This is a genomic window from Flavivirga abyssicola (genome assembly GCF_030540775.2).
Taxonomy (GTDB): domain Bacteria; phylum Bacteroidota; class Bacteroidia; order Flavobacteriales; family Flavobacteriaceae; genus Flavivirga; species Flavivirga abyssicola.
Window position 1 is genome coordinate 1,505,799 of sequence record NZ_CP141266.1, and the last position, 26,775, is coordinate 1,532,573.

The window sequence follows — 26,775 nt, forward strand, 5'->3', positions numbered from 1 at the left end:
TTATCCTTTAAGTCAAATGCAATAATTATCTTTAGTGTTGATTAATAGATTCTGTATGTATCTTAAAAAACACCTCTTAATTGTATGTTTGCTTTTCATTTTTATAGCTTGTAAAGATGAATTGAAGTTGTCATTTTCAGAAGTTAATATTTCAACTAGTCATAATAATCTTGTTGAAGTAAATATTCCTAATGCCACTGGAAACAAAGACATTACTGATCAAATAAATTCAAGAATAACTAAACACATAATAGCGTCATTACATATTGGAGAACCAGGCCATATCACATCAAAATCTATTAAAGAAAGCATTACTTTATTTAATAAAGAATTTCAATCCTTTGAAACTGATTTTCCAGAGTCTACGGAACAATGGGAAGCGCAAATAGATGGCGAGGTGTTATTTCATTCTTTGGAAATAATAAGTATCGCTATAACATCTTATGTTAATACAGGTGGAGCACATGGAACGTTAAACATCGCTTTTCTGAATTTTGAAACCAAAACAGGAAATTTAATAGTTAACAACAAACTATTTAAAGATATTGAGGGTTTCAAAAAAGTAGCTAAAATTTATTTTAATAAAGCCATTAAAGACGAAGAAATTATTTTAGATGATCCCAACATCTTCAAACTACCATCAAATATAGCATACACAGAGGAAGGTATCGTTTTACTCTACAATACTTATGAAATAGCGGCTTACTCAACAGGCATTATAGAGTTCACGATCCCTTTTGAAGACATTGATTCTCTTTTATATTTTAACAACTTTTAAAAGGGATTTAATATACCCAATATGCAATCCTTCATGAAATAACACAAACTGCAAAGCTTCGTCTACATTTCTTAAAGTATTACCTGTAGTAGAAACTGTATATTCGTTGTATTCTTTAAAGAGTTCGTTTTTATAATCTGCTTCTGTTTTTTTTATAGTTGAAAACAGCAAATCTTTTATCTCATTAACCTCTTCTTGAGTTACAACACCTTCTGGTTTACTATCTTTTCTATACTTATCAATCATTTCGTTAGACAATATCGTTGGCAAACCTGATAATTTATAAACTAAAAGTTGCTCACTCACTATTATATGACCAATATTCCAGATAACATTGTTATTAAATGTTTCTGGAATTTTATTTAAATCTTCTAAACTTGTTTTTTCTAATATACTTTTAAGAGAATCTCTTGTATTGGATAATACTTCGAATATGAATTTCATGTCATTTATTTTTTGGATAAATATACTTCTAAATGATATAATTACTTTTATTTTGTAGAAATAGTTTTTATAAATAAAAGTACCTCACGAACATGAAAAAAGTATATTATCTAAAAACCTGTAGCACTTGTATTAGAATTTTAAAAGATTTGGATCTACCTTCTGAATTTATTTTACAAGACATCAAAAAAGAAGACATAACAGTGACGCAATTAGAACAGATGAAAGAACTTTCAGGTAGTTATGAGTCTCTTTTTAGCAAACGCTCTAAACTTTATAAGGAAATGGATTTAAAAAACCAGCAGTTAGAAGAGCGTGACTATAAACACTATATACTCGATCACTATACTTTTTTAAGCAGGCCTGTTATAATAAATGATGGTCAGATTTTTATTGGTAATTCTAAAAAAACTGTTGAAGCAGCTAAAACAGCCATTCATTCTAAATAAAAAGAAGAAAGTCTTTCAATAAGCTTCTTTTTAGGAAAAATTTATTGCATAAAAAAAGCCTGATATTTTCATATCAGGCTTTTTAATTTTGCTCCTTCTCTTGGGCTCGAACCAAGGGCCATCTGATTAACAGTCAAAGAGTCTACCATTTTCTTCTTTTAGCTTTTATACTCTAAAACCTTCACTATTAAAGAAACAACTAAAATATATCGCTTTAGAAGTTAATGTTCAAAATTTCTTTGAAGGTTTAGTTAAATAGTTACTAATCTATTTGAAAACTTCTTTAGTAATTCTTTCTAAGGTTTTATTGAACTCCTTAGGTTTCTCAAGACTAGGGTAGTGTCCACAATTTTGAAATATAATTAATTCACAAGAACATGATTTATTTGCCACTTCCTTTATGTACTCTATGTTAACACTTGGGTCATAAGCACCTGCAATTACATATTTAGGAATAGGTAAATCTGTAAATATTTTTAATTGATTTAAATAACTATTCTTAGAAATATCAATAGCTATAGCTTTTCTTACTTTTGGATTAGTTCTCTTAAAATCCTCAATAATAACAGAACTACAATACTTATTAAAGAGTGTTACTTCTACAGCTTCTTTAATTTTTGTTTTAGGAACATTTTCAGTGAAAAAAGTTTGCAATTCAGGAGAAAACAGAAAAGCTTCCTCTAAGTTTAAGGGCTTCTTCAATGGTGGCGTTCCAAAAATCAAAATACCCTTTAGTTTATTTATATGTGGAGCAATTTCAATAGCAATATGCCCTCCTAATGAGTGCCCTACTAGAAAAACAGTATCATTAAATGTATTTATAAGTTTAATTAGCTTTTCTCTGTAAGAACTCATAAAAAAGTCTTCATCATTCTCATATTCATCTACAGATTTCCCATGACCAGGCAAATCTATTGCAATTTTAGTTTGAGTAATTAATTCTGACTTTATTACTTCATTAAAAACAAAAGATGAAGACGAATTGCCATGTATAAAAACAATGCTTCCTTTATTTTTCCCTTTTACAATATTGTATTTCATGTAAAACCTTTATGTTAAAACAAAACTTCTGTCACTAAATAATTGAAATATTTGAGATTTTCTTTTAACAGTTATTAAACGATACCCTCTTGTAAACATTTTGAAACAAGTTCTCTAGAGTTTTTACACTTAGATTTTTTAAGCATATTTCGTTTATGTGTATTTACGGTGTGGTTCGATATATGTAAAATACCTCCAATCTCTTTAGCCGTTTTTCCTTTTAATATTAGTGCTATGATTTCTTTTTCTCTTTTAGTGAATAAGTTTGAAATATCTTCTGTTGGAAGATAAACATCTCCTTGTTTTTCAAAGTGGATATTAGGTTTTTTTCTACTTATAAAAGAAAATTTATTACTCACAGGTGGGTTTAGATAAGTTACATCTGTATGAATACCAATAGATGTTTGAATCATTCCATCATCGCTAACATTAATAACTTTGGTCTGATGCAAAATAGTTTTGTATTTACCATTAGCATGCCTTAATTTCATTAAATATGATGTTTTATAATTTGATATATTTTCCTTACGAATATCATCAAGTTTAAATTTAATAATAACCGCCTCTTTTTCAAGAACATTTTCAATTTCATCAGGGTGTGTAAGTTCAAAAAAAGTATCTATAGACCAATCTTCTGGTTTAATACCCAGTACCTCTTCAATACCTTCGTGTACGTATGTCATTTTGTATGAGGCAAAATCTAAAATATAATAATAAAAAGACCCTGCGGTAAATAAAGAAGCAATTTGGTCTATAATTTCTATTATAGGTTCTTTATTGTTAGGAGTAGTCATTTTATTTTCCTGATCCCATAATTGAAGAAGTTTTTTAGTGTTTTCGTTCGTCATTAATAATAGCTAAGTAATTTTTAAATATATAAAACATTTAGCTACTTCAAAAAATTAAAAAATAATAGAATTTTTATCTTCTTTATAATTAGAGAGTTATTAAAACATCTGTTTATCCCTCTTTTATGTTCGTTCATAGGTTTTGGTTGAAAAAAATACTTAAAAGTAGGTATTGATTTATGAGATGTTAAATGTTTAATTTTCAAAAAAATTAAGCCATCCTGTTTATACTTTAAAGATTTAGTTTCTGAGTTTTTTAAATGTGGCAAAAAGTAACCCTAACATCAAAGTTTAATGATTTGTTTAAAATAAAAATTATGAAAAACACAGTTTTATTTTTATTATTATTTATCAACATTTCCTATTCACAAGAAACAGAAAAATTTAAATCAACTTGGGGTGGAAGTGAAAATGTGGCAAGTATTGGTCAACATGAAGTAGATAATTCCAGGGGGTATAGGAGAGAGACAAAAATAAAAACAGGAGAATGGGAACATTATCATAAAAATGGTAACTTGGATTGGGTTGGTAGCTATATAAAAAATAAAAGAGTTGGAGTTTGGAAGTTTTATTATCCAAAAAGCGGTAATCTTTGGGCTAAAAAAAATTATGACAATGACAAACTAGAAGGTAAAAGTATAGAATATCATATAAATGGACAAGTATCAATAGAAAGTTCATATGCCAATGGTGAGCTGGTGGGTTCACAAACGAAGTATTATGAAAACGGTCAAATAAAAAGTAAAATGACTTTTGATAATGGAAATTTTGTGAGTCTAACAGAGGCTTATTCTGAAGATGGACAGCTTGAAGATATTGATAACGTACGAATGAAAAAATTATATGGAAAGGTAGATGGGGATTATAGATTAATAGATCTTTTAAAAGCATATATTTTACTTGGTGACATGAGGATTCAAGAGGGAAAAGAAATAATAAATAAAATAAACAGTCTAGAGGATTCTCCAGTTAATAATAAACGTTATGATGAACTAACGGCTTCACTTGAAGAAAAATATAAGTCCGCACTTTCTCATTTTGAAGAAGTATATAAACACGACCCAAGTGATGATTTAAAAAGCAAAATTAAAAGTACTAAAGAGAAGCTTCTTAGTTGGAAACTAAAAAAATGATTAAATATAAATATTAGAGGTGGAATGGATTATTTTACAACTATAATCCTGAAAGCAAATCACAACAAAGATTTAACCTTCTGAACTTAAATGCATTACTACAACATTTGATTATCTGATTTTTTAACATTTCATAGATTTTGGTTTAAAAAATACTTAAAATTAGATATTGATTTATGAATTGCTAAGCATTTAATTTGATAACAAAATTACGCAGTTTATACTTTTGGGATTAAGTTTATGAATTTTTTAAAGTGGTGATGAAAATAAATAAGAGGGAACACTATTATCAAAGTAAAATGATTGGTTTAAATTAAAATTTATGAAAAGAGTTTTTTTATTGACAGCAATTTTGTCCGTTACCATCTCATCTGCACAAAGGGAGAAAAAAGAGTATTATGATACTGGTGAATTAAAATCTGTAATTGAATATAATGATAATGGATTCCCTGGAGATAGTAAATATTATTACAAAAATGGCAATTTAGAAAAAACAGGCCGCTGGGGAGGTAGATATACTTTGGGTGGCATAAAAACTTATATAGGTGGGGAATGGAAATATTACCATGAAAACGGTAAACTTTCTGCAGTTGGGTATTTTTATGATAATGAAAAGACAGGTGAATGGAAAGAGTATAATAAGAATGGTTTATTAACTGGCAGCTTTGATTTTGACAGCAATAAGAGAAAAATTTACTATGAAACAGGTCAATTACGGCAAGAAGGTTCGTTAATAAATAATAAGCCACATGGAGAATGTTACGTTTACTATGAGAATGGAAAACTGTATGCAATTCAAAATTTTAATAATGGAAAACGAAATGGGCTCTGGAAAGAATACTATGAAAATGGGAATATAAAAAATGAATATAATTTTGAATCCGATAAATTAGATGGTTTGTGGACTACTTATTATGAAGATGGTAAATTATTTACAACAAGAGAATATGTTGAGCATAAGTTAATGAATGTTTTAAAATTGCTCAATAGAAATGGGGATAGTTTAGATACGGGAACTTTTAAAAATGGGAATGGGTTGCTAAATGTCTATAACCCCGAAGGTAAGTTAGAAGAACAGGTAACTGTTAAGAATGGGATATTTATCCAAGATTAAGTGAAAAATTATAGTAAGTATAAAAATATTATATATAATTAAAGAAAATTATGAAGAATACAATTTTAACTTTAGCGTTAGTACTATTTTACAATCTATGCTATTCACAAGAAGGAACTAATAGGAGTGAAGACTTTGATTGGGATACAGAATTTTATTTAAATCATGCAAATGTAGATGAGTCTGTAATAATTGAAGGGTGTGAAAACGCTACTGATAAAAAAAGTTGTTTCGACACAAAATTTAATGAAATATTAAACAAATACCCCTTTGAATGTTCAGATTGCAAAGATGAACTTAAAATAATGGTGTCATTAAAAATAAATAAATATAGAGATATAAGATTCGGAGGGCTTAGAACTAACAACAAAATGTTCAATTCTCAATATTCTAAAAATGGGAAAAAAAGAAAAAAAATTGAGAGATTTTTATTAAAAAAAATAAAAATAATAAAACCAGCAAAACTCAATAATAAAATTGTTTCAGTTCAATGCTTTACAAAAATTATTAAAAAATATTGATACAAGTAATTTGTAAAAATTGACTAGAGAAAATATGCGGTTTTATTTTGCTAAAACAAATTAGCGGTAAAATTAAAAATATCAAAAACTAGCATAGAGAATACTAAAATCATATAAATAAAAGCTAGAACAATACCTTAAATCTAATTAATTATGAAAACAATTAACATTTTAGCTCTAGTTTTATTTGCAATGTTATTTACTGCAAATGTAAATGCTCAAAAAAATAATAAGACTTATTATTATTTTACACAAGCAACTGCTCATATTCCAAATAATGGCGGTAATAATGCAATAATAACTATAGTTAAAGAGATTACATGTGATAGCACTCCTCTTCCTATTAGTGGGATACGTTTAGGTGTTGAACGCCAAACACGTGATCATGTAAAAACTGAATATAATTGGGATAATTTCATAATTAAGTCTTACACATATTTTTCTACTAAAGCTGAAGCTGAGGAAAAACGAGCCCTAACTATTGGCAAATATGAACGAAAACGTTACAAAGTTATCAAGGATATTAATTTTGAATATCATTGCGATGAAAACTAGTATAAAAGAATATCTTGACAATGGTTACTTTGATACTAAATAACTTCTCTAATTTTTCTTTTGAAATATCCAATTTGTAATAACTTTTTCCAAATTACAGAATAGCTTGAGCCTGTTTTTAAATATCAATTATTAACTCTATTCAATAGTTATCTAGATATATTAACTTGGCACCAAATGCTATGATTTAACTTCGAGAGTGCAAATAAAAAAAGACCTTAAAAGTAAAAATACTCTTAAAGCCTTTATCTACTGTGCTCCTTCTCTTGGGCTCGAACCAAGGACCCTCTGATTAACAGTCAGATGCTCTAACCAACTGAGCTAAGAAGGAGTGTATTTTCGTCTTAGTGAGCGCAAATATATATTTTTTTAATAAGTAATTCTAAAATTTAATGCGCATTTGCACATTTTACTAAAAATAATTTTTGCACAAAAAAACCTGATACTTTCATATCAGGTTTAAATTTTGCTCCTTCTCTTGGGCTCGAACCAAGGACCCTCTGATTAACAGTCAGATGCTCTAACCAACTGAGCTAAGAAGGAGTGTGTTTTTCGCCTTAGCGAGCGCAAATATATGTATATTTTTAGTTACTGCAAATAAAAATTTTAAAAATTTTATCCGAAAATGGCTTTATAAATGTCATTCCCATTAGCAAATAAAACTAAAGCTATTAAGATAAAGAAACCAACCATTTGTGCATACTCCATGAATTTGTCCCCTGGCTTTCTTCCAGACACCATTTCATATAGTAAAAACATTACATGACCACCATCTAAAGCTGGTATTGGTAACAAGTTTAATACACCCAACATAATAGATAAAAAGGCTGTTAATTGCCAGAATGCAGCCCAATTCCAAGTAGAAGGAAACATCTTTCCTATAGCGGCGAACCCACCTATTTGAGACGCCCCTTTTTTAGTGAATATATATTTGAACTGTGCTAAATAGTCTTTAATTGACCAATATCCAACGGATAAACCACTAGAAATACTTTCTCCAAAAGAATAATCTCTGTGTTGATATTTAACATAGGATTCATCTGTAGGGATTGGCAGAATTCCTATCTTATTATCTTCAGTCGGTGTAATTGAGAGTGTCTTAATAACCGAGTCTCTTTTAACTGTTAAGTTAATACCTTCTTTTACATTATTCTTTAACGCATAAGTTAAATCGGAATAATAATTAATCTCTTTCCCATTAATGCTTAAAATTTTATCCGTTAATAAAAGACCTGCTTTGGCAGCAGGATAATCAGGAACTATAGAATCTAATTTAAAAGGAAATCTAGGAGTTAATGCTGGTATATCACCCGATTCGAAAAGCTGTGTTCCTATATCTTCAGGAACTTTTAGGGTTTCAACCGAACCATCTATTCGCTTTACTTCAATATTATCTACGGTTCTAAACATTAAATACGTAGACAAATTATCAGCTTCAGCAAAAGGAATATTATTTATAGAAACGATTTTATCACCATCCTTAAAGCCATATTGTTCCATTGTTTTTGTAACTCCATAGCCATATTTTATATCGTCCGTATTTTGGTAGTCTTCACCCCAAACAAACAATATCATCATATAAATAAAAAAGCCTAATAAAAAATTAACAATAACGCCACCAAGCATAATAATTAAACGTTGCCATGCTGGTTTAGAACGAAATTCCCATGGCTGAGGTTCTTTAGCCATTTGCTCCGTATCCATACTCTCGTCAATCATACCTGCTATTTTAACATAACCGCCTAATGGTAACCAGCCTATGCCATAAACCGTATCGCCTATTTTCTTTTTGAATAAAGAAAATTTTACATCAAAAAATAAATAAAACTTTTCTACTCTTGTTTTAAATATTTTAGCGGGGATAAAATGCCCCAGCTCATGCAAAACAACTAAAATGGAAAGGCTTAATAATAATTGAGCCGCTTTTATTAAAAATACAGACATGTATTACATTTTTTTTATAACCGCACAAAAGTAAGCTTTTAAACCAACTTTAAAAAGACAATTATAATATGCTCTTATTATTTAACATGATTTTAAGCCTAAATACTATATACCCTAAATTTATCCATTCTATTTTTTGTTTTAAAAGATGAGAATATAACATCCTGAAAAATTTCTTTTTTTAATTAAATTTTTAGACTCCAATGTTTCATTGTATTTTTGTATAAGTTTAATTTTAACAGTTAAAATGTTATCATTTTTTAAGGATTACAAAGGGTTTGCAATTGTATTTGTCATTATTTCTATTGTCATAGTTTCAATTATTTATAACACCCTAAATGTTTATCAACCACTACCTGTTTATCAACCTACTATGGTGAGTACAGAATTGGTAGACAGTACCATTCAATATAAAAAGAAGTATCATAAAATAGCCGATTTTTCACTTACCAATCAAAATGGTAAAACGGTCACACAAAACGATTATAAAAACAAAATATACGTAGCCGACTTCTTTTTCACTACCTGCCAGACTATTTGCCCCATTATGACCGATCATATGGCGCAAATACAACAAAAAATTATTAATGACAACGACGTTATGTTACTCTCTCATTCTGTAACTCCAGAAATAGATACAGTTGCCCAGCTAAAACGTTATGCTAAGAAAAAAGGAGTAAATGATAGTAAGTGGAATTTAGTTACTGGGGACAAAAAACAAATATATCAACTTGCCAGAAAAAGTTATTTAGCGGTTAAAGACCACGGAGATGGAGGACCTTTTGATATGGTACATACTGAAAACTTTATGCTTATTGATAAAAAACGTCAAATAAGAGGGTTTTATGACGGTACAAATAAGGAAGATATTGATCGCTTACTTGATGATATTAAAATCCTAAAAGAAGAATATCAAAAATAGTTTTCTATCAACCATTTTTTTAGACTACTTTTTTATGCTATTTTTGCTTCTTTAAAATCAATCTAAATAAGCTTGCAAGACACTTTAGCACAACTCAAACGTGGTGAAAAGGGTATTATTACCGATGTTTCATCTATTCATATACCTTTAAAGCTCTTAGAAATGGGATGTTTACCAGGCAATTCTGTGCAACTTGTACAACTTGCTCCTTTTCAAGACCCTATGTATCTTAATATAAATGGTACTCATTTGGCTATTAGGAAAGAAACGGCTTCTCATGTTTTAATTGAAAAGGTAACATATGAGTAAGCAAATAAATGTTGCCTTAATTGGTAATCCAAATACAGGGAAAACATCTGTTTTTAATGCGTTAACAGGATTAAACCAAAAAGTTGGTAATTATCCAGGTATTACGGTTGAAAAAAAAGAAGGAATATGCAAACTACCCAGAGGTGTCAAAGCACATATTATCGATTTACCTGGAACCTACAGTCTAAACGCTTCTTCTCTTGATGAAAACGTTGTTATAGAACTCCTTTTAAATAAAAATGATAAGGATTTTCCAGATATTGCAGTTGTTGTAAGTGATGTTGAGAACTTAAAACGAAATCTTTTATTATTTACTCAAATTAAAGATTTAGAAATCCCTACGCTCCTTGTCATTAATATGGCGGATAGGATGAGTTACAAAGGTATTTCATTAGATATTGATTATTTAGAAACACATCTTGAAACCAAAATTGCCTTAATAAGTACCAGAAAGAATGAAGGTATTGATAATTTAAAAAACCTCATTGCCAATTTTAAAGATCTTTCTGTAACGCCTTGCATTAATGCTTCTGAAATAGATCAGGATTATTTTGACAATTTACGCAAAGCATTTCCTAACCAACTTTTGTATAAACTTTGGTTAGTTATTACGCAAGATGTTAACTTCGGAAAAACAGATCGAAAAGAAATTGATGCTGTAGCCAATTTTAAAACTAAAAGCAAAGGAGATTTAAAACGTTTACAGCAAAAAGAAACTATTAAACGCTATCAATTTATAAACAATGTTCTTAAAAAAGGACAAACAATTGATATTACACAAGCCAAAGATTTACGAACAAAACTGGATCGTATTTTAACTCATAAAGTTTGGGGTTATGCTATTTTCTTCATCATTCTACTTGTCATTTTTCAGGCAATTTATGACTGGTCTAGTGTACCAATGGATTTTATTGATACTGTTTTTGCATCATTAAGCGAATGGATTAAGAACATCCTACCAAATGGTGCTTTCACCAATTTATTAGCAGAAGGTATTATTCCTGGTCTTGGGGGCATCGTCATCTTTATTCCACAAATTGCTTTCTTATTCTTATTTATCGCGGTGCTTGAAGAAAGTGGCTATATGAGTCGTGTCGTATTTTTAATGGATCGGGTTATGCGACGTTTTGGTTTAAGCGGTAAAAGTGTTGTTCCTTTAATTTCTGGTACTGCCTGCGCTATCCCAGCAATTATGGCGACACGAAATATTGAAAACTGGAAAGAACGCTTAATTACTATTTTAGTAACACCTTTCACAACATGCTCTGCAAGACTTCCTGTCTATTTAATAATTATATCATTAGTTATTCCAGAAGGACGATTTTTTATTTTAAGTTACCAGGCTTTAACGCTGATGCTTTTATATTTAATTGGCTTTGTATCAGCAGTCTTTTCGGCATATATTCTAAATAAAATTCTGAAAATAAAAAGCAAAACTTTTTTTGTAGTTGAAATGCCCAATTACAAACTCCCCATGTTTAAAAATGTAGCTTTAACAGTTATTGAAAAAACAAAGTCTTTTGTTTTTGGAGCAGGAAAAATCATTCTTGCCATATCCATTGTACTTTGGTTTTTGGCATCTTATGGTCCTGGAGAAGAATTTAATAATGCAGAGACAATTGTTAAATCAGAACACGCTTCTCAAAATCTCAATGAAGAAGATTTACAACAAAAAATAGCCTCATACAAACTAGAGCATTCTTTTATTGGTATTACCGGACGTGCTATTGAACCTGTTATTAGACCTCTAGGTTACGATTGGAAAATTGGTATTGCTATAGTAAGTTCTTTTGCTGCTCGCGAAGTATTTGTGGGTACATTAGCCACTATTTACAGTGTTGGAAGTGATGAAGAAGAAACCATAAAAAATAGAATGGCCAGCGAAGTTAATCCAATTTTAGGAGGCCCTTTATTCACCTTCGCATCGGGCATTTCATTACTATTATTTTATGCCTTTGCGATGCAATGCATGAGTACACTTGCTATTGTAAAAAAAGAAACCAACAGTTGGAAATGGCCTGTTTTGCAACTAGTAATTATGACTACCTTTGCTTATATCGTAGCATTTATTGCATTTCAATTTTTAAAATAAGTAAATTTATCAAACCAATTACGACAAAACACGTATGAACACCATGATTCAAAACATATTAGTATTTACAGCAATGGTTTTAGCTGTATCGTTTTTGGTTAAAAAATTCTTTTGGAAAAAATCAAAACCGAAAAAAGTTTGCGGCGGAGACGATGGTTGTGGTTGTCATTAATTTCACATTCCACCCTTTCTTTAAAAAGTTTAAGAAACCTTTACAAATAGGTTATTGGCAATCATATTAGATATTATCAACTCTTTCGTTTTTATTTTTATGGTAATGGAATTATCAAAAGGTTCTCGGTGACAAACCTTTAACTCTGTACCTAGAGCTATATTATTTTTATCCAGATATTTTAAAAATTCTGACGAAGAATCCTGAACACCAACACAGATACAATCATTTCCTATTTTAGCTTCAGAAAGTAGAATTTTATCAATTTTTTTAATATTACCCATTTTATCTGGAATAGGATCACCGTGTGGATCATGGGTAGGAAATTCTAAAAATGCATCTAACTGACTAATTAGTTTTTTAGACTTTATATGCTCTAACTGCTCCGCTACTTCATGAACTTCATCCCATGAAAAATTTAGTTTCTCAACTAAAAAAACTTCCCATAGTCTATGTTTTCTAACAATATTAATAGCAATTTCTTTCCCCTTTTCAGTTAAAGTAACCCCTTGATATTTTTTATAATCAACATATCTTTTCTCGGAGAGCTTCTTAACCATATCGGTTACAGATGAAGCTTTTGTTTCCATCTCTTTAGCAATAGCATTCGTGCTCACATTATTAACACCATACTTTCCCAGGTGATAGATTGCTTTAATATAATTTTCTTCCGTAAGGGTTATCATAACTGTTTTTTAGGCAAAACAAAGATAGAATAATTAATAAGATTAAAATAATTTTTAGATTAGTCTAAAAATTATTTTATATTTGCATAAAAATATAAACATGAGACATCTAATAATACTCCTTACAAGTGTATTATCTTTTACAGTAAATGCACAAAGCATAACGGGCAAAACAGAATCGGATGGGAGCTCTTTACCTTATGTGAATATTTATTTAAAAAGTGAAAAAAAAGGAGCAGTATCTAATGAAGATGGTTCATTTAAAATAAACAATGTAAAAGCTGGAACATATACTATTATTGCTTCATTCACCGGGTATCAAACTCAGAGAAAAACAATCACCATGTCTTCAGACGATGTCGTTATAAATTTTGATTTGCCCGAATCCGAATTACTGGAAGAAGTCGTAGTTACTGGAACTCTAAAACCAGTTTCGAGAATTGACAGCCCCGTTCCTGTTGAAGTTTACACACCTACATTTTTCAAAAAAAACCCTACACCTAGCATTTTTGAAGCTTTGCAAAATGTTAACGGTGTACGCCCTCAGTTAAATTGTGGTTTGTGCAACACAGGTGATATTCATATTAATGGGCTAGAAGGACCTTATACACTAGTGTTAATTGACGGTATGCCTATAGTAAGTGGTCTTTCTACTGTTTACGGATTATCAGGTATTCCAAATAGTTTAGTAGAGCGTGTTGAAATTGTAAAAGGTCCTGCATCATCACTTTACGGGAGTGAAGCTGTGGCTGGTTTAGTCAATGTAATTACTAAAAAACCTGGAAATACACCTCTATTTAGTGCTGATGCCTTCGGGTCATCTTGGGGTGAATTTAATTTTGACCTTGGCGGGAAATTTAAATTAGGTAGTGCCTCTTCTTTATTGGGAGTTAATTACTTTAACTACAATCAGCGTATAGACAATAACAATGATGGTTATACAGATTTAACACTTCAAGACAGAATTTCGGTATTTAACAAATGGAGTTTTGAACGTAAAAGCGGTAAAGCATTTTCAATAGCAGGGCGTTTCTTTTATGAAGACAGATGGGGTGGCGAAAACAATTGGAATCCAAATTTTAGAGGAGGAGATGAGATCTATGGAGAAAGCATCTACACTACACGAGGCGAATTGTTTGGTCTTTATGAATTACCAACCACAGAAGATATAGATTTTACATTTTCTGCAACCACACACGACCAAAATTCGTTTTACGGTAATACATCATACAACGCACAACAGCATATTGTATTTGGACAAACCACTTGGAATCGTATCCTTGGAAAACATGACTTATTGGTTGGTGTTGCTGGGCGTTATAATTTTTATGATGATAATACTCCAGCCACCAGAAGTCAAAACAATGATACAAATAAGCCTGATGAAATAATTATTCCTAGTGTTTTTCTACAAAACCAATGGAAATTTGCACCAAAACACGAATTATTAGCTGGACTTCGCTATGATTATGATAACAGACATGGTAACATTATCACACCTCGATTAGCTTATAAATTTGCACCAACCGAAAACGATGCTATTCGTTTTAACATGGGAACAGGTTTTAGAGTTGTTAATTTATTTACAGAAGACCATGCTGCTCTAACAGGTTCAAGAGAGATTATTATTGAAGAAAATTTAGAGCCTGAAAAATCCGTTAATTTCAATATTAATTATTTAATGAAGCGTTACTTATTTTCTGGTACATTTTTCACTTTAGAAACCTCGGCTTGGTATACCTATTTTTCAAACAGAATTAATCCAGATTATGACACTAATGTAAACCAAATTAGATACGCTAATTCTGATGGTAATGCTATTTCTCAAGGAGTTAGTTTGCAAGCTGATATAAATTTTGGGTTTGGGTTAAAAGCCATGGTTGGAGCATCTTTACAAGAGGTCGCTAATATTGAAAATGGCGAAAAAACAAGACAACCATTAACTGAAGGGTTTAATGCTAACTGGGGCTTGAGCTACAAAATAAATCAAGCGAACTTGTTGATAGATTTTACAGGAAATCTGTATGGCCCAATGCGACTAGCCACTCAAGAATTCACTAACGAAGCTGGTATTTTTATTGATGATCCAAGAGACAAAAAATCTCCTTATTGGTCTATAATGAATATTCAGTTAACTTACGACGGTTTTAAAAATCTTGAAATTTACGGAGGTGTTAAAAATTTATTAGATTGGACACCTGCAAAAAATAATCCTTTTGTAATTTCACGAGGCAACGATCCTTTTGAAAAAACTATTCAAAACCCTCAACAAGATCTGAACTTTGATACTACTTACGTGTACACGTCATTACAAGGTATTCGTAGCTTTTTAGGAATTCGTTATAATTTATTTTAATATTTGAAATACTTACTTTACATATTACTATTTACTTCGCAATGTGGCTGGAGCCAACTTAAAAACTATACTTTTAAAGACCTTTCTCGTTTAAAAGAAGAACGTCCTATAGTTATATTTTTGCACACAGATTGGTGCAAGTATTGTAAAGTGATGAAAAACACCACTTTTAAAAATGAAAAAATCATAGAAAAGTTAAATGAAAGGTTTTATTTTATTTCTTTTAATGCAGAACAAAAAACCTCAGTAACTTTTCAAAATCATACATTTAAATATAAAAGTACAGGTAAAAAAACGGGGATTCATGAACTAGCAGAAGCTTTAGGTACTTTTGAGTCTAAAATATCTTATCCTACAACGGTAGTGTTAAACAACAAGAAAGAAATTGTGTTTCAGTATCCCTACTTACTCAAACCAAAAGAGTTTTTAAAGGTTCTCAATAAAATTGAATGAAAGGTAAAAGAGTTTGTATTTTTGAAACAACTCTTTTTCATTAAAAAGTAAATGTATAGCATGAAAAAAACAGTATTACTTCTATTATTAATAGCATTATTTTTCAACTGCAAAAACGAAAAAAAGACTAATGACAAACTAAATATAGTAACCACCACTTCTATGATTACTGATTTAGTAACTAACATTGGTGGCGATCACATCCATATTCAAGGACTAATGGGAAGTGGTGTTGATCCGCATTTATATAAAGCCAGTGAAGGTGATGTTACTAAATTAGCAAATGCTGATATTATTTTCTACAACGGACTACATCTTGAAGGCAAGCTTGTTGAAGTTTTCGAAAAAATGAAAAACAAAAAAACTATTGCCGTTTCTGATGCCTTAGATAAAAGTACACTTATTGGTTCGGAATACTTCGCATCCAATTACGATCCGCATATTTGGTTTAATGTAGATTATTGGATACAAGCTACCCAATTTATAGTCAAAAAACTTTCAGAGACAGTTCCAGAACAAAAAGCAGCATTCGAAACTAATGGAGCAAATTATATTAAACAATTAGAAGCATTAAAAACCAAATTAACGTCTATCATTGAAACCCTTCCTGAAGAAAAACGTATTTTGGTAACAGCCCATGATGCTTTTAATTATTTTGGAAAATCATTCAAGTTTGAAGTAGTCGGTTTACAAGGACTATCAACGGCTACTGAAGCTGGTGTTCAAGATGTTCAAAAGCTATCAGCTTATATCATAGAAAAAAATGTAAAAGCTGTTTTTGTAGAAAGCTCTGTACCCAAACGTACTATAGAAGCCTTGCAAGCCGCTGTAAATTCTAAAGGACATCAGGTTACTATTGGCGGTTCTTTATACTCGGATGCACTTGGAAATGCGGACTCTATTGAAGGCACATACATTGGTATGTTTGAATATAATGTAAACACCATAGTAAATGCATTAAAATAAATTAAGCGATGGACGAAGATAAAAAGGTTAAAGAAACTCCTACCTCAGCAAGAAGAATCGCTGTTAAAGTAGACGATTTAACCGTAGCCTATAACTACAAACCTGTACTTTGGGATATCGACTTAGAAATACCAGAGGGCGTTCTTATGGCCATTGTTGGACCAAATGGAGCAGGCAAATCAACACTCATAAAATCAATTCTTGGTATTTTAAACCCTATTGCTGGTAGTGTTAGTATCTATGGAAAATCTTATGAAAAACAACGCGCATTAGTTGCTTATGTCCCACAAAAGGGAAGTGTAGATTGGGATTTCCCAACAACTGCTTTAGATGTTGTAATGATGGGTACATACGGTAGTCTGGGCTGGATAAAACGTCCCGGACAAAAAGAAAAAAAGAAAGCTTTGGAAGCCTTGGAAAAAGTAGGTATGCTGCCTTTTAAAAACAGACAAATAAGTCAACTTTCTGGCGGACAACAACAACGTATTTTTCTGGCTAGAGCCTTGGTACAAGATGCTTCTATCTATTTTATGGACGAACCCTTCCAAGGGGTTGATGCGACTACCGAAATTGCCATCATTAATATTTTAAAAGAATTAAGAAAAGCCAATAAAACGGTTATAGTAGTGCATCATGATTTGCAAACAGTTCCAGAATATTTTGATTGGGTTACTTTTTTAAATGTAAAGAAAATTGCTACTGGTCCTGTTAAAGACATCTTTAATGATGATAATTTAACTAAAACCTATGGTATTAATTATAAAGTGAGTATACAGGAATGAAAAGTGAACAGTTTGCAGTGACAGTATACAGTACTCACTCAAAAGAAAATAAAAATAAAATATGCGAAAAAGGGAGAGATTCCTGTCGCAGTTTATCTTGAGCGCAGCCGAAAGGTAGGAATTATGGATATAACAGAATATATAAAGCTTGTCTTCACAGACTATACGTTAAGGACCATCACACTGGGGACTGCCATTCTAGGAGCAGTAACTGGTATGCTAGGAAGCTTTGCTGTATTACGAAAACAAAGTTTGTTGGGTGATGCCATATCTCATGCTGCACTTCCAGGGATAGCCATTGCATTTTTAATTACAGGGGCAAAAGATAGTAACATGTTACTATTAGGGGCTTTAATAAGTGGTCTCATTGGCACGTTTTGGATTCGTGGCATTATTAGCAAAACACATTTAAAATCAGATACCGCTTTGGGGCTCATTTTGTCTTTGTTTTTTGGTTTCGGAATGCTTCTCTTAACCTTTATTCAAAAACAACCCAATGCAAATCAAGCGGGTTTAGATAAATATTTGTTCGGACAAGCAGCTACTTTGGTGGAAAGCGATGTTTGGCTCATGAGTATTGTAACTGGCGCTTGTCTTTTAGTTTTATTACTTTTTTGGAAAGAATTCAAAATCCTTCTTTTTGATGCCGATTATACAAAGACACTAGGTTTTAATATAAAATTCATCGATATTTTAATCACTACATTTATTGTATTAGCTATTGTACTAGGGTTACAAACGGTTGGTGTTGTACTTATGAGCGCTATGCTATTAGCTCCTGCCGCCGCTGCAAGACAATGGACCAATAGTTTAGGGGTTATGGTGTTTCTAGCTGCTATTTTTGGAGCATTTTCAGGTGTTTTTGGAACAGCCATTAGTGCCAGTCAAAATAATTTGTCAACAGGCCCCGTAATTGTTATTGTTGCTGGTGTATTCGTTCTAGTTTCTTTTATATTTTCACCTAGTCGGGGATTACTTTTCAAACAAATACGATTCATCAAAAATCGCCGTGATTTACAGCTACATAAAACATTGTCGTTTATGTATCATATTGCTGAAACACATGAAAATATCTCGCATCCTCATGCCATTAAAATCTTGAATAATTTTCAAGGATATACAAAAGGAACGCTTCAAAAATTAGTTCGGAAAAATTACGTAAAAATTGATGGTAGTATGTGGAGTTTAACATCAGAAGGGTTTAAAACAGCCTCTAATTTATACAACCAACAAAACGAAAATAATGAGTAGTGCTCAAATAGAAATACAGCTCATTGCCAGTTTGGTTGCTATTGCTTGTGCGATACCTGGAACATTTTTAGTGCTTCGTAAAATGGCCATGATTAGTGACGCTATTAGCCATTCTATCCTGCCTGGAATTGTTATTGGGTTTTTCATCACCCAAGATTTAAACTCACCGTTACTAATTTTTTTAGCAGCAATAACAGGAATTATTACAGTGGTTTTGGTAGAGTACATTCAAAAAACAGGCTTGGTAAAAGAAGATACTGCTATTGGATTAGTCTTTCCCATATTGTTTAGTATAGGCGTTATTTTAATTGCTAAAAATGCTAACGATGTTCATCTGGATGTAGATGCTGTTTTATTAGGTGAATTGGCCTTTGCTCCTTTTGATAGGTTATTCATTGCTGGTGTAGATGTTGGCCCTAAATCATTATGGATTATTAGCTGCATTTTACTAATTACCATTGGACTACTATTTGCATTTTTTAAAGAACTAAAAATAAGCACATTTGATGCTGGTTTAGCAGCCTCTTTAGGCTTCTCACCTGCTGTTATTCATTACGGTCTTATGACGGTTTCTTCAGTCACAACTGTTGGTGCTTTTGATGCCGTCGGAGCCATTCTAGTCGTCGCTTTAATGATTGCTCCAGCTGCTGCCGCTTACTTGCTTACCACCAATTTAAAACGTATGCTTGTTTACGCTATTTGTTTTGGAGTATTTAGCGCTATTTCCGGTTATTGGTTAGCACATTGGTTAGATGCTTCTATTGCTGGTTCTATTACAACCATGTTAGGTTTACTTTTTTTGATAGTTTATTTATTTGCTCCCAGCAAAGGCGTCATTGCTGTACTTTACAGAGAAAAACAGCAACGTACTGAAGTTTCTTTACTTACCTTTTTACTGCATTTAAGGAATCATAGCGAAGAAGTAGAACGCCATGTTAATCATCTTAATGAGCATATTAACTGGCAAAAAGTACGGAGTAAAACGGTGTTAGAATTAGCTCTTAAAAACAACATGATTGTTATTGATAATCATATTGTGTCGTTAACGGAAAAAGGTAAGGATTTCACTTCTCAAGCTCTTGATTATATTATAACCAACGAAGATTCTAAAATTGAACATATGAAAGATGACTTCTTTTTGTTTAGGGGGTAGTGTCATTAAGAGGAAGGAACCTTATAAATACCTATTATCAAGAAATAAAAATGGATAAAAGCTCGAAACCAGAAAACTCTTTTTTACTTTAATTTTATTTGAAGTAAAACAGTGAGATTCTTCGCTACGCTCTGAATGAAAATATATTTTACCTTAGTAAATTATGGCAAAACACAACGAATTAGGAAAAAAGGGAGAACAATTAGCTATTGATTTTTTATTGAAAAACGGTTATAACATTCTTGAACGTAACTACCGTTTCGATAAAGCCGAAGTTGATATTATAGCTCAACAAAATGATACGCTAGCCATTATTGAAGTTAAAACACGCTCAACAACCGATTTTGGGAACCCTCAGGATTTTGTTAAACCAAAACAAATTCAGCGGTTAGTAAAAGCAGTTGATCATTACGTAAACGCAAATGGTTTAGATGTTGAAGTGCGTTTTGATATTATTGCTATTGTGAAAGCGGGAAAAGGTTTCAATATTGAGCATTTAGAAGATGCTTTTTATCATTTTTGAATTTTCTGTCATTTCTAGCGTAGCATATAGAAGTGACAAGCCTCTAAACTTATTCTTTTTCAAAAAACAGTTTTAAAGCTTCTATGTTTTCCGGTTTTGAAATGATATGCTTGTCTTTATCCAATATAAAATAGGTTGGTGTTGCAGTAACTCCATAATCATTACCTATCTGGTTTTCCCATTTACCAGCCCCATAAACATGTATGAATTCCGGGTAATTAGAAATTAAATTTTTCCATTTCAGAGGATCTTTTTCTAAAGCGACAGCAACAATCTGTACGTTTCCTTTTTCTTTAGATTGAATGTATGTTCGTAATTGAGGAACTTCATCTAAACAATGTGAACAACCACTACTCCAAAATACAATGATATAACGTTCTGCTGTATTTAACTCACTTATCTTTTTGGTAACTGTCTTCCCCTCTTTTTGTATTTCTAAAGAAAAATCGGGAGCCGCATTTCCTATAGAAAGGTTTTTAAACAAAATTAATCCGTGTAGAAGTTCTTGATCGTTTAACTCTACTGCGATATCCATTAAGTAAGTCTCTGCAATATAATTAGCAACATCTTCATAGTTTAAATCAGCCATTTGTTGCCACAAATCTACCAACAAAATTCTTTTAACTTTTATTGGCGCACGCTTCATAGCTTTACAAAACACATCAATATTTTTCTTGTAAGTCGTTATTTCATCAGCAGAATTAAATGACATCCCAAACACATAATTAAGCATGCGTTCTTCTAAAAAATTAGAACTTTGAAGTGTTTTATCATCAAACTTTACAAAATCAAAATAATGGTGCCTTAAACTATCAACGTAAGTTCCGACATCTTTAAATTTTTTAGGAATATATGGTTTATTCGCTTTAATAAAAGAAAGCGCAATGGTATTCTTTGCAGCAGCTTCAAAACTGGACTGTGTTTCTGCTTGAGTTTTAAAAATGGCATTTAATGCTAGTGTGTCTTCACTCTTTTGCCTAAAATAATTTCCAATACTTTGAGTCACCATAGACATACTATCTGTATAGGAAGCCAATAATTTGTTTTCAATAGAGTTTTGAAAAGTGACCCCAGTTTCAGAGTTAAAAGTGAGATGTATATCTTCTTTTCCGTTGTAGATAACATCAAAATTATAATCTTCTTGGGGCACCGCATATACAATCCTGTACATGCCTTTTGTCGCTGTAGAATCTAATTTAAATTGAAATGTTCCATCTTCGTTTACTTCAGCATTTGCAATATACTCCGATAATGTGGGCGTTACTTTATATAACAACGCTACATTATAATCTTTTGCCGGTGAAAATTTGCCTTTAATGGTATGTTGAGCAATAAGGATACCTGGTAATAAAACTGTTAAAAAGAATAAGCGGTTCAAAATTATACTCTATTTTTAGATTCCCGCTTTTACTGAAACAAGTTCAGCACAGGTGCGAGAATGACATGTTTAAATGCAACCTTGATACTTCAAATCAAGGTGTTTTTTTAATAAAACAATAATTAAGCCATAATAGGCTTTAATGTTTTCAATGCTTGTTTTACAGATTTTATATCATCAAAAGTAAGCATTAAACGCAATCCGTTTCGAGTTTGTTTTTCTTTCATTTTACAAATATCTGAATGTGCTTGAACAAACTGCAAGACTTTTGTAAAGTTACTACTTTGATAGAAATTACTTTGCTGGTCGTTAATAAAATAACCAATAAACTTTCCTTGTTTCATAATAACTTTCTCAAAACCTATCTTAGTGGCTAACCACTTAATTTGGACACTATTTAATAAATCGGTCACTTGTTCTGGTAATTCTCCAAAACGATCTAATAATTCTGTTTTAAAGACACTTAATTCGTCCTCTGTTTTTAAATTATTTAATTGTGTGTATAGGTTTAATCGCTCTGCTATATTATTAACGTAACTATCTGGAAAAAGCAATTCAAAATCGGTATCAATAGTGACTTCTTTTACATACACTTTATCTTCATCAGATTCATTATACAGGTCTTTAAACTCATTTTCTTTAAGTTCTTCAATGGCTTCGTTTAATATTTTTTGATACGTATCAAAACCTATTTCATTTATAAAACCACTTTGTTCACCTCCTAATAAATCACCAGCTCCTCGAATTTCTAAATCTTTCATCGCTATATTGAAACCACTACCAAGTTCTGTAAATTGTTCTAAGGCGGTAATCCTTTTTCGGGCATCATCCGTCATAGCAGAATATTCTGGTGTAATAAAATAACAAAATGCCTTTTTATTACTTCTTCCAACACGGCCTCTCATTTGGTGTAAATCACTCAACCCAAAATTATTCGCATTATTAATAAAAATGGTATTTGCATTGGGTACGTCAAGTCCACTTTCAACAATAGTCGTGCTTACCAAAACATCAAATGCACCATCCATAAATGCTAACATAAGTTGTTCTAATTTTTTGCCGTCCATTTGTCCGTGACCAATACCTATTTTAGCATCTGGCACTAAACGTTGAATCATGCCTGCTACTTCTTTAATATTTTCAATACGATTATGGATAAAAAATATTTGTCCACCACGTTCAATTTCATAACTCACAGCATCACGAATTGTATCTTCATTAAAACGAATAACATGACTTTCTATTGGATAACGATTTGGCGGCGGTGTTGTAATAACCGATAAATCGCGCGCTGCCATTAAACTAAACTGAAGCGTTCTTGGTATAGGTGTTGCAGTTAAGGTCAATACATCAACACTATCTTTTAATGTCTTTAGTTTTTCTTTTACCGCTACCCCAAATTTCTGCTCTTCATCAACAATTAACAACCCTAAATCCTTAAATTTTACATTTTTATTTACGAGTTGATGTGTGCCTATAATGATGTCTATATTGCCTCTTTCTAAGCTCTCTAGTGTTTCACGTTTTTCTTTTGCTGTTCTAAACCGATTCACATAATCGACCGTAACGGGAAAATCTTTTAATCGTTCTTTAAATGTTCTGGAATGTTGGTATGCTAAAATGGTCGTAGGGACCAAAACAGCTACTTGCTTTCCATTATCAATGGCTTTAAATGCTGCGCGAATAGCAACTTCGGTCTTTCCAAAGCCAACATCGCCACAAACCAGTCTATCCATTGGGCGTTCGCTTTCCATATCTGCTTTAATATCTGCAGTCGCAGTACTCTGATCTGGTGTGTCTTCATAAATAAACGAGGCTTCCAACTCATGCTGCATATAACTATCTGGATTGTACTGATACCCTTTTTCTGTTTTACGTTTTGCGTAAAGTTTTATTAAGTTAAATGCCACGTGTTTTACACGAGCTTTCGTTTTCTGTTTTAAAGTTTTCCAGGCCGTACTACCAAGTTTATATATTTTAGGTGGTTTCCCATCTTTACCATTAAACTTAGTGATTTTATGAAGTGAATGGATACTTAAATATAAAACATCACGCTCTCCATAAACCAATTTTATCGCTTCTTGTTTTTTGCCTTCTACATCTATTTTTTGCAAGCCTCCAAAACGCCCAATACCATGATCGATATGTGTTACATAATCGCCAATATCTAAATTCGTAAGTTCTTTTAAAGTGATGGCTTGCTTTTTGGCATACCCATTTTTAAGATGGAATTTATGATACCGTTCAAAAATTTGATGGTCTGTATAACACGCCATTTTATTATCATGATCAATAAAGCCCTGATGTAAAGAGAGCACAATAGTTTGATAAGACACGTCTTCTTCAACGTCATCAAAAATATCTTTAAAACGTTTTGCCTGTTGCTCACTTACACAAGCAATATAATTAGTAAAACCTTTGTTATGATTGGTGTTTAAGTCTTCTATTAAAAGATTGAATTGCTTATTGAATGAGGGTTGTGGTGTTGTGTTATACTCAATAGTTTGAGATTCTTCACTATGTTCAGAATCACAAAAGATATGCTGTGTCCCAAACTCAATTATTGTGAAATCTAATAATTGCTTTTTTAATAAGGTTGAATTACAAAACAGTTCGTTTGGTTCGGCATGTTTAATATCTGTTGAAAGCGTTTTAAAAGCGTCTTCTGCCTTACTATAAAAATCATCAATCCTTGAAAAGAATAAATCAGTATGCTTTAAACAAACCACTGTTTTTTGAGCTATATATTTCAAGAAGCTTTGCCTTTTTTCTTCTAAAAACTTATTAGCAACATTAGGGATAATATTAATTTTCTTAATCTGCTCTACCGACAATTGAGTCTCTACATCAAAGGTTCTTATGCTATCTACTTCATCTCCAAAAAACTCAATTCTATAAGGTTCGTCATGCGAAAATGAAAACACATCCACAATACCACCGCGTACTGAAAACTCTCCAGGTTCGGTTACAAAATCGACACGCTTAAATTGATATTCGAACAGCACTTCATTTACAAAGTCTATGGATAATTTTTCTCCAATCGATACTTTTAATGTATTGCGTTCCAATTCTTTTCTGGTCACTACTTTTTCAAAAAGAGCATCTGGATAGGTGACTATTATGGCTGGTTTTTTACGCGAGTTTATTCGATTTAAAACCTCTGCACGTAACAGCACATTCGCATTATCGGTTTCTTCTATTTGGTAGGGTCTGCGGTAACTTCCAGGGTAAAACAATACATCTTTATCACCGCATAGCTGTTCTAAATCATTTAAATAAAATGCCGCTTCTTCTTTATCGTTAAAAACAATTAAAAATGGTTTTTCAGCTTGCTTAAAAATACTAGAAATCACAAATGAAAAAGAAGATCCTACAAGTCCTTTTAAATGTATTTTTGTTTGAGGTTGGGCAATAGTAGTTTGCAGATTTTGCATTTGCAAAGTCTGTGCGTAGGTCTGTTCAAGCATGATTTTACTCACCTTATTTTTGCGTTTTAAGACTACAAATATAGTCTTTACTGTTTTTTTACAAGTTAAATATAAATGAAATTTAAACTTATAAGAAGATATGGTCTTTCACTCCCATTAACAACTTATTACAGGCGAAACTCAAGGCAAACTAAAAAGGTTGTATTTTGTGTGTAAAATTCCATACAAAAAAGCTTAGGGTTTAATTTAATAAGCAACCTACTTTAGCTATATATTTTTATTTGTTAATATTGAGCAAAGTAGCGCTTACTTTATCCTATTTTCATTTCATTTTATGTAAAAAATATGTAGGTTTGCACGACTTTAAAAACAAAAAGAATAAGATATGTCGTTTTCAAATTTATTTGATAGTGGATTTAAAAAGCGTAATGAGAACCATTTCGCTGCCATTGTACGTGTTGCCATGGATGATGGTATTATTACAGATGAGGAACAAGCGTTTTTAGATCGCTTAGCTCATAATCTAGATATTAGTGAAGCAGATTACAAAGCTATTTTAAAGAATTATAAATCCCACCCTATAAACCCGCCTGTATCTTATGATATCCGTTTAGAGCGTTTATACGATTTAGTGCGTATGGTACATGTAGATACCATTAAAGGAGATTCTGAAAACTTACTATTGAAAAAAATTGGTGTTGGGCTTGGTTTTCATGCTGTTAATGTAAAATATATTATCGATAAGGCTTTAACTCTGGTAAATAACGGTGTGGACTTAGACACTTTTATTCATGAAATAAAGCATATGAATGAATAGATAAAACCCTATCATACTTTATATAAAAAATGCGTTAGTTTGAACTGACGCATTTTTTGTTAGAAGTTTAAAACCTTGCTTAACTGCCACCAGTTATAAACTGGCGGTAGCGGGGGTAGCGGGGCGGTAGCGAGGAAAAATAAGATACAAGCAAACAAAGCAACTCACACTGGTTTAGCTAAAACTAACTATTGTTTTTATACACTGTTGTGTGTTCGTACTTATTATTCTATTAAAAATTTCAGTTCTTCACAAGTTTTACTCGGTATAAATTCAATCAATTGATAATCGGCTAATTCATTTATTTTAAAAGGGTCTTTTTCAATAATTTTTTCTAATTCCGATTTGTTTTCAACTTTAGACAATATTATTCCACCAGTTCTTGGAATTTTTCGTCCAGAAGCGATAAAATTTCTTAATTCATATTGCTCATTTAGAAATTCAATATGTTCGTTTAAATGTTGGTCAACTTTTTCCAGTTCCGTTTTGTAAGTCAGATTTATAATGAACATTTATTATTTGTTTTTCAATTCAGGTTTTAGTTATTATTGTGTTTGTTGCGGTTGGTGATAACGTGCTTGTGTATGATTAGTGGCGTGTTTAAGCACCTAATTAGTAAATAAAAACTGAATAGAAAATCCGCTAGGATTTTCGTAAGTA

26 protein-coding genes and 2 tRNA genes are annotated in these 26,775 nt (G+C 31.5%); 18 read left to right on the forward strand and 10 right to left on the reverse strand.

The window, feature by feature from the left end; genetic code table 11:
* Positions 1-55: 55 nt before the first annotated feature.
* Complete coding sequence (locus Q4Q34_RS06175) at positions 56-778, forward strand: DUF3298 and DUF4163 domain-containing protein (protein WP_303316390.1); 723 nt, start codon at positions 56-58, stop codon at positions 776-778.
* Here the strand turns inward: Q4Q34_RS06175 and Q4Q34_RS06180 are convergent.
* Positions 758-1,222 (reverse strand): DinB family protein, encoded by a 465-nt coding sequence (locus Q4Q34_RS06180; protein WP_303316391.1) that lies wholly within the window; start codon positions 1,220-1,222, stop codon positions 758-760. The genes Q4Q34_RS06175 and Q4Q34_RS06180 overlap by 21 nt on opposite strands.
* A gap of 92 nt (positions 1,223-1,314) precedes the next feature.
* On the opposite strand from Q4Q34_RS06180, the gene Q4Q34_RS06185 reads away from it, so the two are divergent.
* Positions 1,315-1,671 carry an arsenate reductase family protein gene (locus Q4Q34_RS06185; RefSeq protein WP_303316392.1) on the forward strand — a complete coding sequence of 119 codons (357 nt, stop codon included), beginning with the start codon at positions 1,315-1,317 and terminating at the stop codon, positions 1,669-1,671.
* A 267-nt stretch (positions 1,672-1,938) separates the two neighbouring features.
* Here the strand turns inward: Q4Q34_RS06185 and Q4Q34_RS06190 are convergent, their stop codons facing one another.
* Positions 1,939-2,712, reverse strand: a complete 774-nt coding sequence (locus Q4Q34_RS06190) for an alpha/beta fold hydrolase (RefSeq protein WP_303316393.1) — start codon at positions 2,710-2,712, stop codon at positions 1,939-1,941.
* 74 nt (positions 2,713-2,786) lie between these two features.
* Positions 2,787-3,560 (reverse strand): LuxR C-terminal-related transcriptional regulator, encoded by a 774-nt coding sequence (locus Q4Q34_RS06195; protein WP_303316394.1) that lies wholly within the window; start codon positions 3,558-3,560, stop codon positions 2,787-2,789.
* Between the two features lie 317 nt (positions 3,561-3,877).
* Here Q4Q34_RS06195 and Q4Q34_RS06200 point away from each other — a divergent pair, with 317 nt between their 5' ends.
* From Q4Q34_RS06200 to Q4Q34_RS06215, 4 genes are all read left to right on the forward strand, one after another.
* A complete protein-coding gene (locus tag Q4Q34_RS06200; RefSeq protein WP_303316395.1) occupies positions 3,878-4,693 on the forward strand; it encodes a toxin-antitoxin system YwqK family antitoxin in 816 nt (271 codons plus the stop codon).
* Positions 4,694-5,015: 322 nt separating this feature from the next.
* Positions 5,016-5,807, forward strand: a complete 792-nt coding sequence (locus Q4Q34_RS06205; RefSeq protein WP_303316396.1) for a toxin-antitoxin system YwqK family antitoxin — start codon at positions 5,016-5,018, stop codon at positions 5,805-5,807.
* Positions 5,808-5,857: 50 nt separating this feature from the next.
* Positions 5,858-6,328 carry a hypothetical protein gene (locus tag Q4Q34_RS06210; protein ID WP_303316397.1) on the forward strand — a complete coding sequence of 157 codons (471 nt, stop codon included), beginning with the start codon at positions 5,858-5,860 and terminating at the stop codon, positions 6,326-6,328.
* A gap of 153 nt (positions 6,329-6,481) precedes the next feature.
* On the forward strand, positions 6,482-6,883 hold the full coding sequence (locus Q4Q34_RS06215) for a hypothetical protein (protein WP_303316398.1): 402 nt from the start codon (positions 6,482-6,484) through the stop codon (positions 6,881-6,883).
* A gap of 257 nt (positions 6,884-7,140) precedes the next feature.
* Here the strand turns inward: Q4Q34_RS06215 and Q4Q34_RS06220 are convergent.
* The 3 genes from Q4Q34_RS06220 to rseP form a co-directional block, all read right to left on the reverse strand.
* Positions 7,141-7,214 (reverse strand) — tRNA-Asn (locus Q4Q34_RS06220).
* Between the two features lie 138 nt (positions 7,215-7,352).
* Positions 7,353-7,426: transfer RNA gene (locus tag Q4Q34_RS06225), tRNA-Asn, on the reverse strand.
* Between the two features lie 72 nt (positions 7,427-7,498).
* Complete coding sequence (gene rseP, locus Q4Q34_RS06230) at positions 7,499-8,827, reverse strand: RIP metalloprotease RseP (protein WP_303316399.1); 1,329 nt, start codon at positions 8,825-8,827, stop codon at positions 7,499-7,501.
* Between the two features lie 247 nt (positions 8,828-9,074).
* Here rseP and Q4Q34_RS06235 point away from each other — a divergent pair, with 247 nt between their 5' ends.
* The 4 genes from Q4Q34_RS06235 to Q4Q34_RS06250 all read left to right on the forward strand — a co-directional run bounded on the left by Q4Q34_RS06235 (position 9,075) and on the right by Q4Q34_RS06250 (position 12,322).
* Positions 9,075-9,749 carry an SCO family protein gene (locus Q4Q34_RS06235; protein ID WP_303316400.1) on the forward strand — a complete coding sequence of 225 codons (675 nt, stop codon included), beginning with the start codon at positions 9,075-9,077 and terminating at the stop codon, positions 9,747-9,749.
* A 72-nt stretch (positions 9,750-9,821) separates the two neighbouring features.
* The gene (locus Q4Q34_RS06240) at positions 9,822-10,058 is read left to right on the forward strand and encodes a FeoA family protein (RefSeq protein ID WP_303316401.1); all 237 of its coding nucleotides are present in this window, start codon (positions 9,822-9,824) and stop codon (positions 10,056-10,058) included.
* Positions 10,051-12,150, forward strand: coding sequence for a ferrous iron transport protein B (feoB, locus tag Q4Q34_RS06245; protein ID WP_303316402.1), 2,100 nt, complete (start codon positions 10,051-10,053; stop codon positions 12,148-12,150). The genes Q4Q34_RS06240 and feoB overlap by 8 nt, the downstream gene beginning before the upstream one ends.
* A gap of 43 nt (positions 12,151-12,193) precedes the next feature.
* Positions 12,194-12,322: a FeoB-associated Cys-rich membrane protein gene (locus Q4Q34_RS06250; protein WP_408611527.1), complete on the forward strand. Its 129-nt coding sequence runs from the start codon at positions 12,194-12,196 to the stop codon at positions 12,320-12,322.
* A 29-nt stretch (positions 12,323-12,351) separates the two neighbouring features.
* On the opposite strand, the gene Q4Q34_RS06255 is transcribed toward Q4Q34_RS06250, so the two are convergent.
* Positions 12,352-13,008 (reverse strand): metal-dependent transcriptional regulator, encoded by a 657-nt coding sequence (locus Q4Q34_RS06255; RefSeq protein ID WP_303316404.1) that lies wholly within the window; start codon positions 13,006-13,008, stop codon positions 12,352-12,354.
* Between the two features lie 100 nt (positions 13,009-13,108).
* Here Q4Q34_RS06255 and Q4Q34_RS06260 point away from each other — a divergent pair, with 100 nt between their 5' ends.
* The 7 genes from Q4Q34_RS06260 to Q4Q34_RS06290 all read left to right on the forward strand — a co-directional run bounded on the left by Q4Q34_RS06260 (position 13,109) and on the right by Q4Q34_RS06290 (position 20,492).
* Complete coding sequence (locus Q4Q34_RS06260) at positions 13,109-15,364, forward strand: TonB-dependent receptor (protein WP_303316405.1); 2,256 nt, start codon at positions 13,109-13,111, stop codon at positions 15,362-15,364.
* Positions 15,365-15,367: 3 nt separating this feature from the next.
* The gene (locus Q4Q34_RS06265) at positions 15,368-15,817 is read left to right on the forward strand and encodes a thioredoxin family protein (protein ID WP_303316406.1); all 450 of its coding nucleotides are present in this window, start codon (positions 15,368-15,370) and stop codon (positions 15,815-15,817) included.
* Between the two features lie 60 nt (positions 15,818-15,877).
* Positions 15,878-16,783: a metal ABC transporter solute-binding protein, Zn/Mn family gene (locus Q4Q34_RS06270; RefSeq protein ID WP_303316407.1), complete on the forward strand. Its 906-nt coding sequence runs from the start codon at positions 15,878-15,880 to the stop codon at positions 16,781-16,783.
* A gap of 8 nt (positions 16,784-16,791) precedes the next feature.
* Entirely contained in the window at positions 16,792-17,565 is a 774-nt protein-coding gene (locus tag Q4Q34_RS06275; RefSeq protein WP_303316408.1) for a metal ABC transporter ATP-binding protein, read from the forward strand.
* A 123-nt stretch (positions 17,566-17,688) separates the two neighbouring features.
* A complete protein-coding gene (locus Q4Q34_RS06280) occupies positions 17,689-18,816 on the forward strand; it encodes a metal ABC transporter permease (RefSeq protein WP_303316409.1) in 1,128 nt (375 codons plus the stop codon).
* Positions 18,809-19,969 carry a metal ABC transporter permease gene (locus tag Q4Q34_RS06285; RefSeq protein ID WP_303316410.1) on the forward strand — a complete coding sequence of 387 codons (1,161 nt, stop codon included), beginning with the start codon at positions 18,809-18,811 and terminating at the stop codon, positions 19,967-19,969. The genes Q4Q34_RS06280 and Q4Q34_RS06285 overlap by 8 nt, the downstream gene beginning before the upstream one ends.
* 163 nt (positions 19,970-20,132) lie before the next feature.
* The gene (locus tag Q4Q34_RS06290; RefSeq protein WP_303316411.1) at positions 20,133-20,492 is read left to right on the forward strand and encodes a YraN family protein; all 360 of its coding nucleotides are present in this window, start codon (positions 20,133-20,135) and stop codon (positions 20,490-20,492) included.
* A 49-nt stretch (positions 20,493-20,541) separates the two neighbouring features.
* Here Q4Q34_RS06290 and Q4Q34_RS06295 read toward each other — a convergent pair whose 3' ends face one another.
* Together Q4Q34_RS06295 and mfd are read right to left on the reverse strand one after the other, a co-directional pair.
* On the reverse strand, positions 20,542-21,870 hold the full coding sequence (locus tag Q4Q34_RS06295; RefSeq protein ID WP_303316412.1) for a TlpA family protein disulfide reductase: 1,329 nt from the start codon (positions 21,868-21,870) through the stop codon (positions 20,542-20,544).
* A gap of 122 nt (positions 21,871-21,992) precedes the next feature.
* Positions 21,993-25,337 carry a transcription-repair coupling factor gene (gene mfd, locus Q4Q34_RS06300; RefSeq protein WP_408611528.1) on the reverse strand — a complete coding sequence of 1,115 codons (3,345 nt, stop codon included), beginning with the start codon at positions 25,335-25,337 and terminating at the stop codon, positions 21,993-21,995.
* A 346-nt stretch (positions 25,338-25,683) separates the two neighbouring features.
* On the opposite strand from mfd, the gene Q4Q34_RS06305 reads away from it, so the two are divergent.
* Positions 25,684-26,115 (forward strand): tellurite resistance TerB family protein, encoded by a 432-nt coding sequence (locus Q4Q34_RS06305; RefSeq protein WP_303316414.1) that lies wholly within the window; start codon positions 25,684-25,686, stop codon positions 26,113-26,115.
* Positions 26,116-26,339: 224 nt separating this feature from the next.
* Here the strand turns inward: Q4Q34_RS06305 and Q4Q34_RS06310 are convergent, their stop codons facing one another.
* Positions 26,340-26,627, reverse strand: a complete 288-nt coding sequence (locus Q4Q34_RS06310) for a YciI family protein (protein ID WP_303316415.1) — start codon at positions 26,625-26,627, stop codon at positions 26,340-26,342.
* Positions 26,628-26,775: the final 148 nt, after the last annotated feature.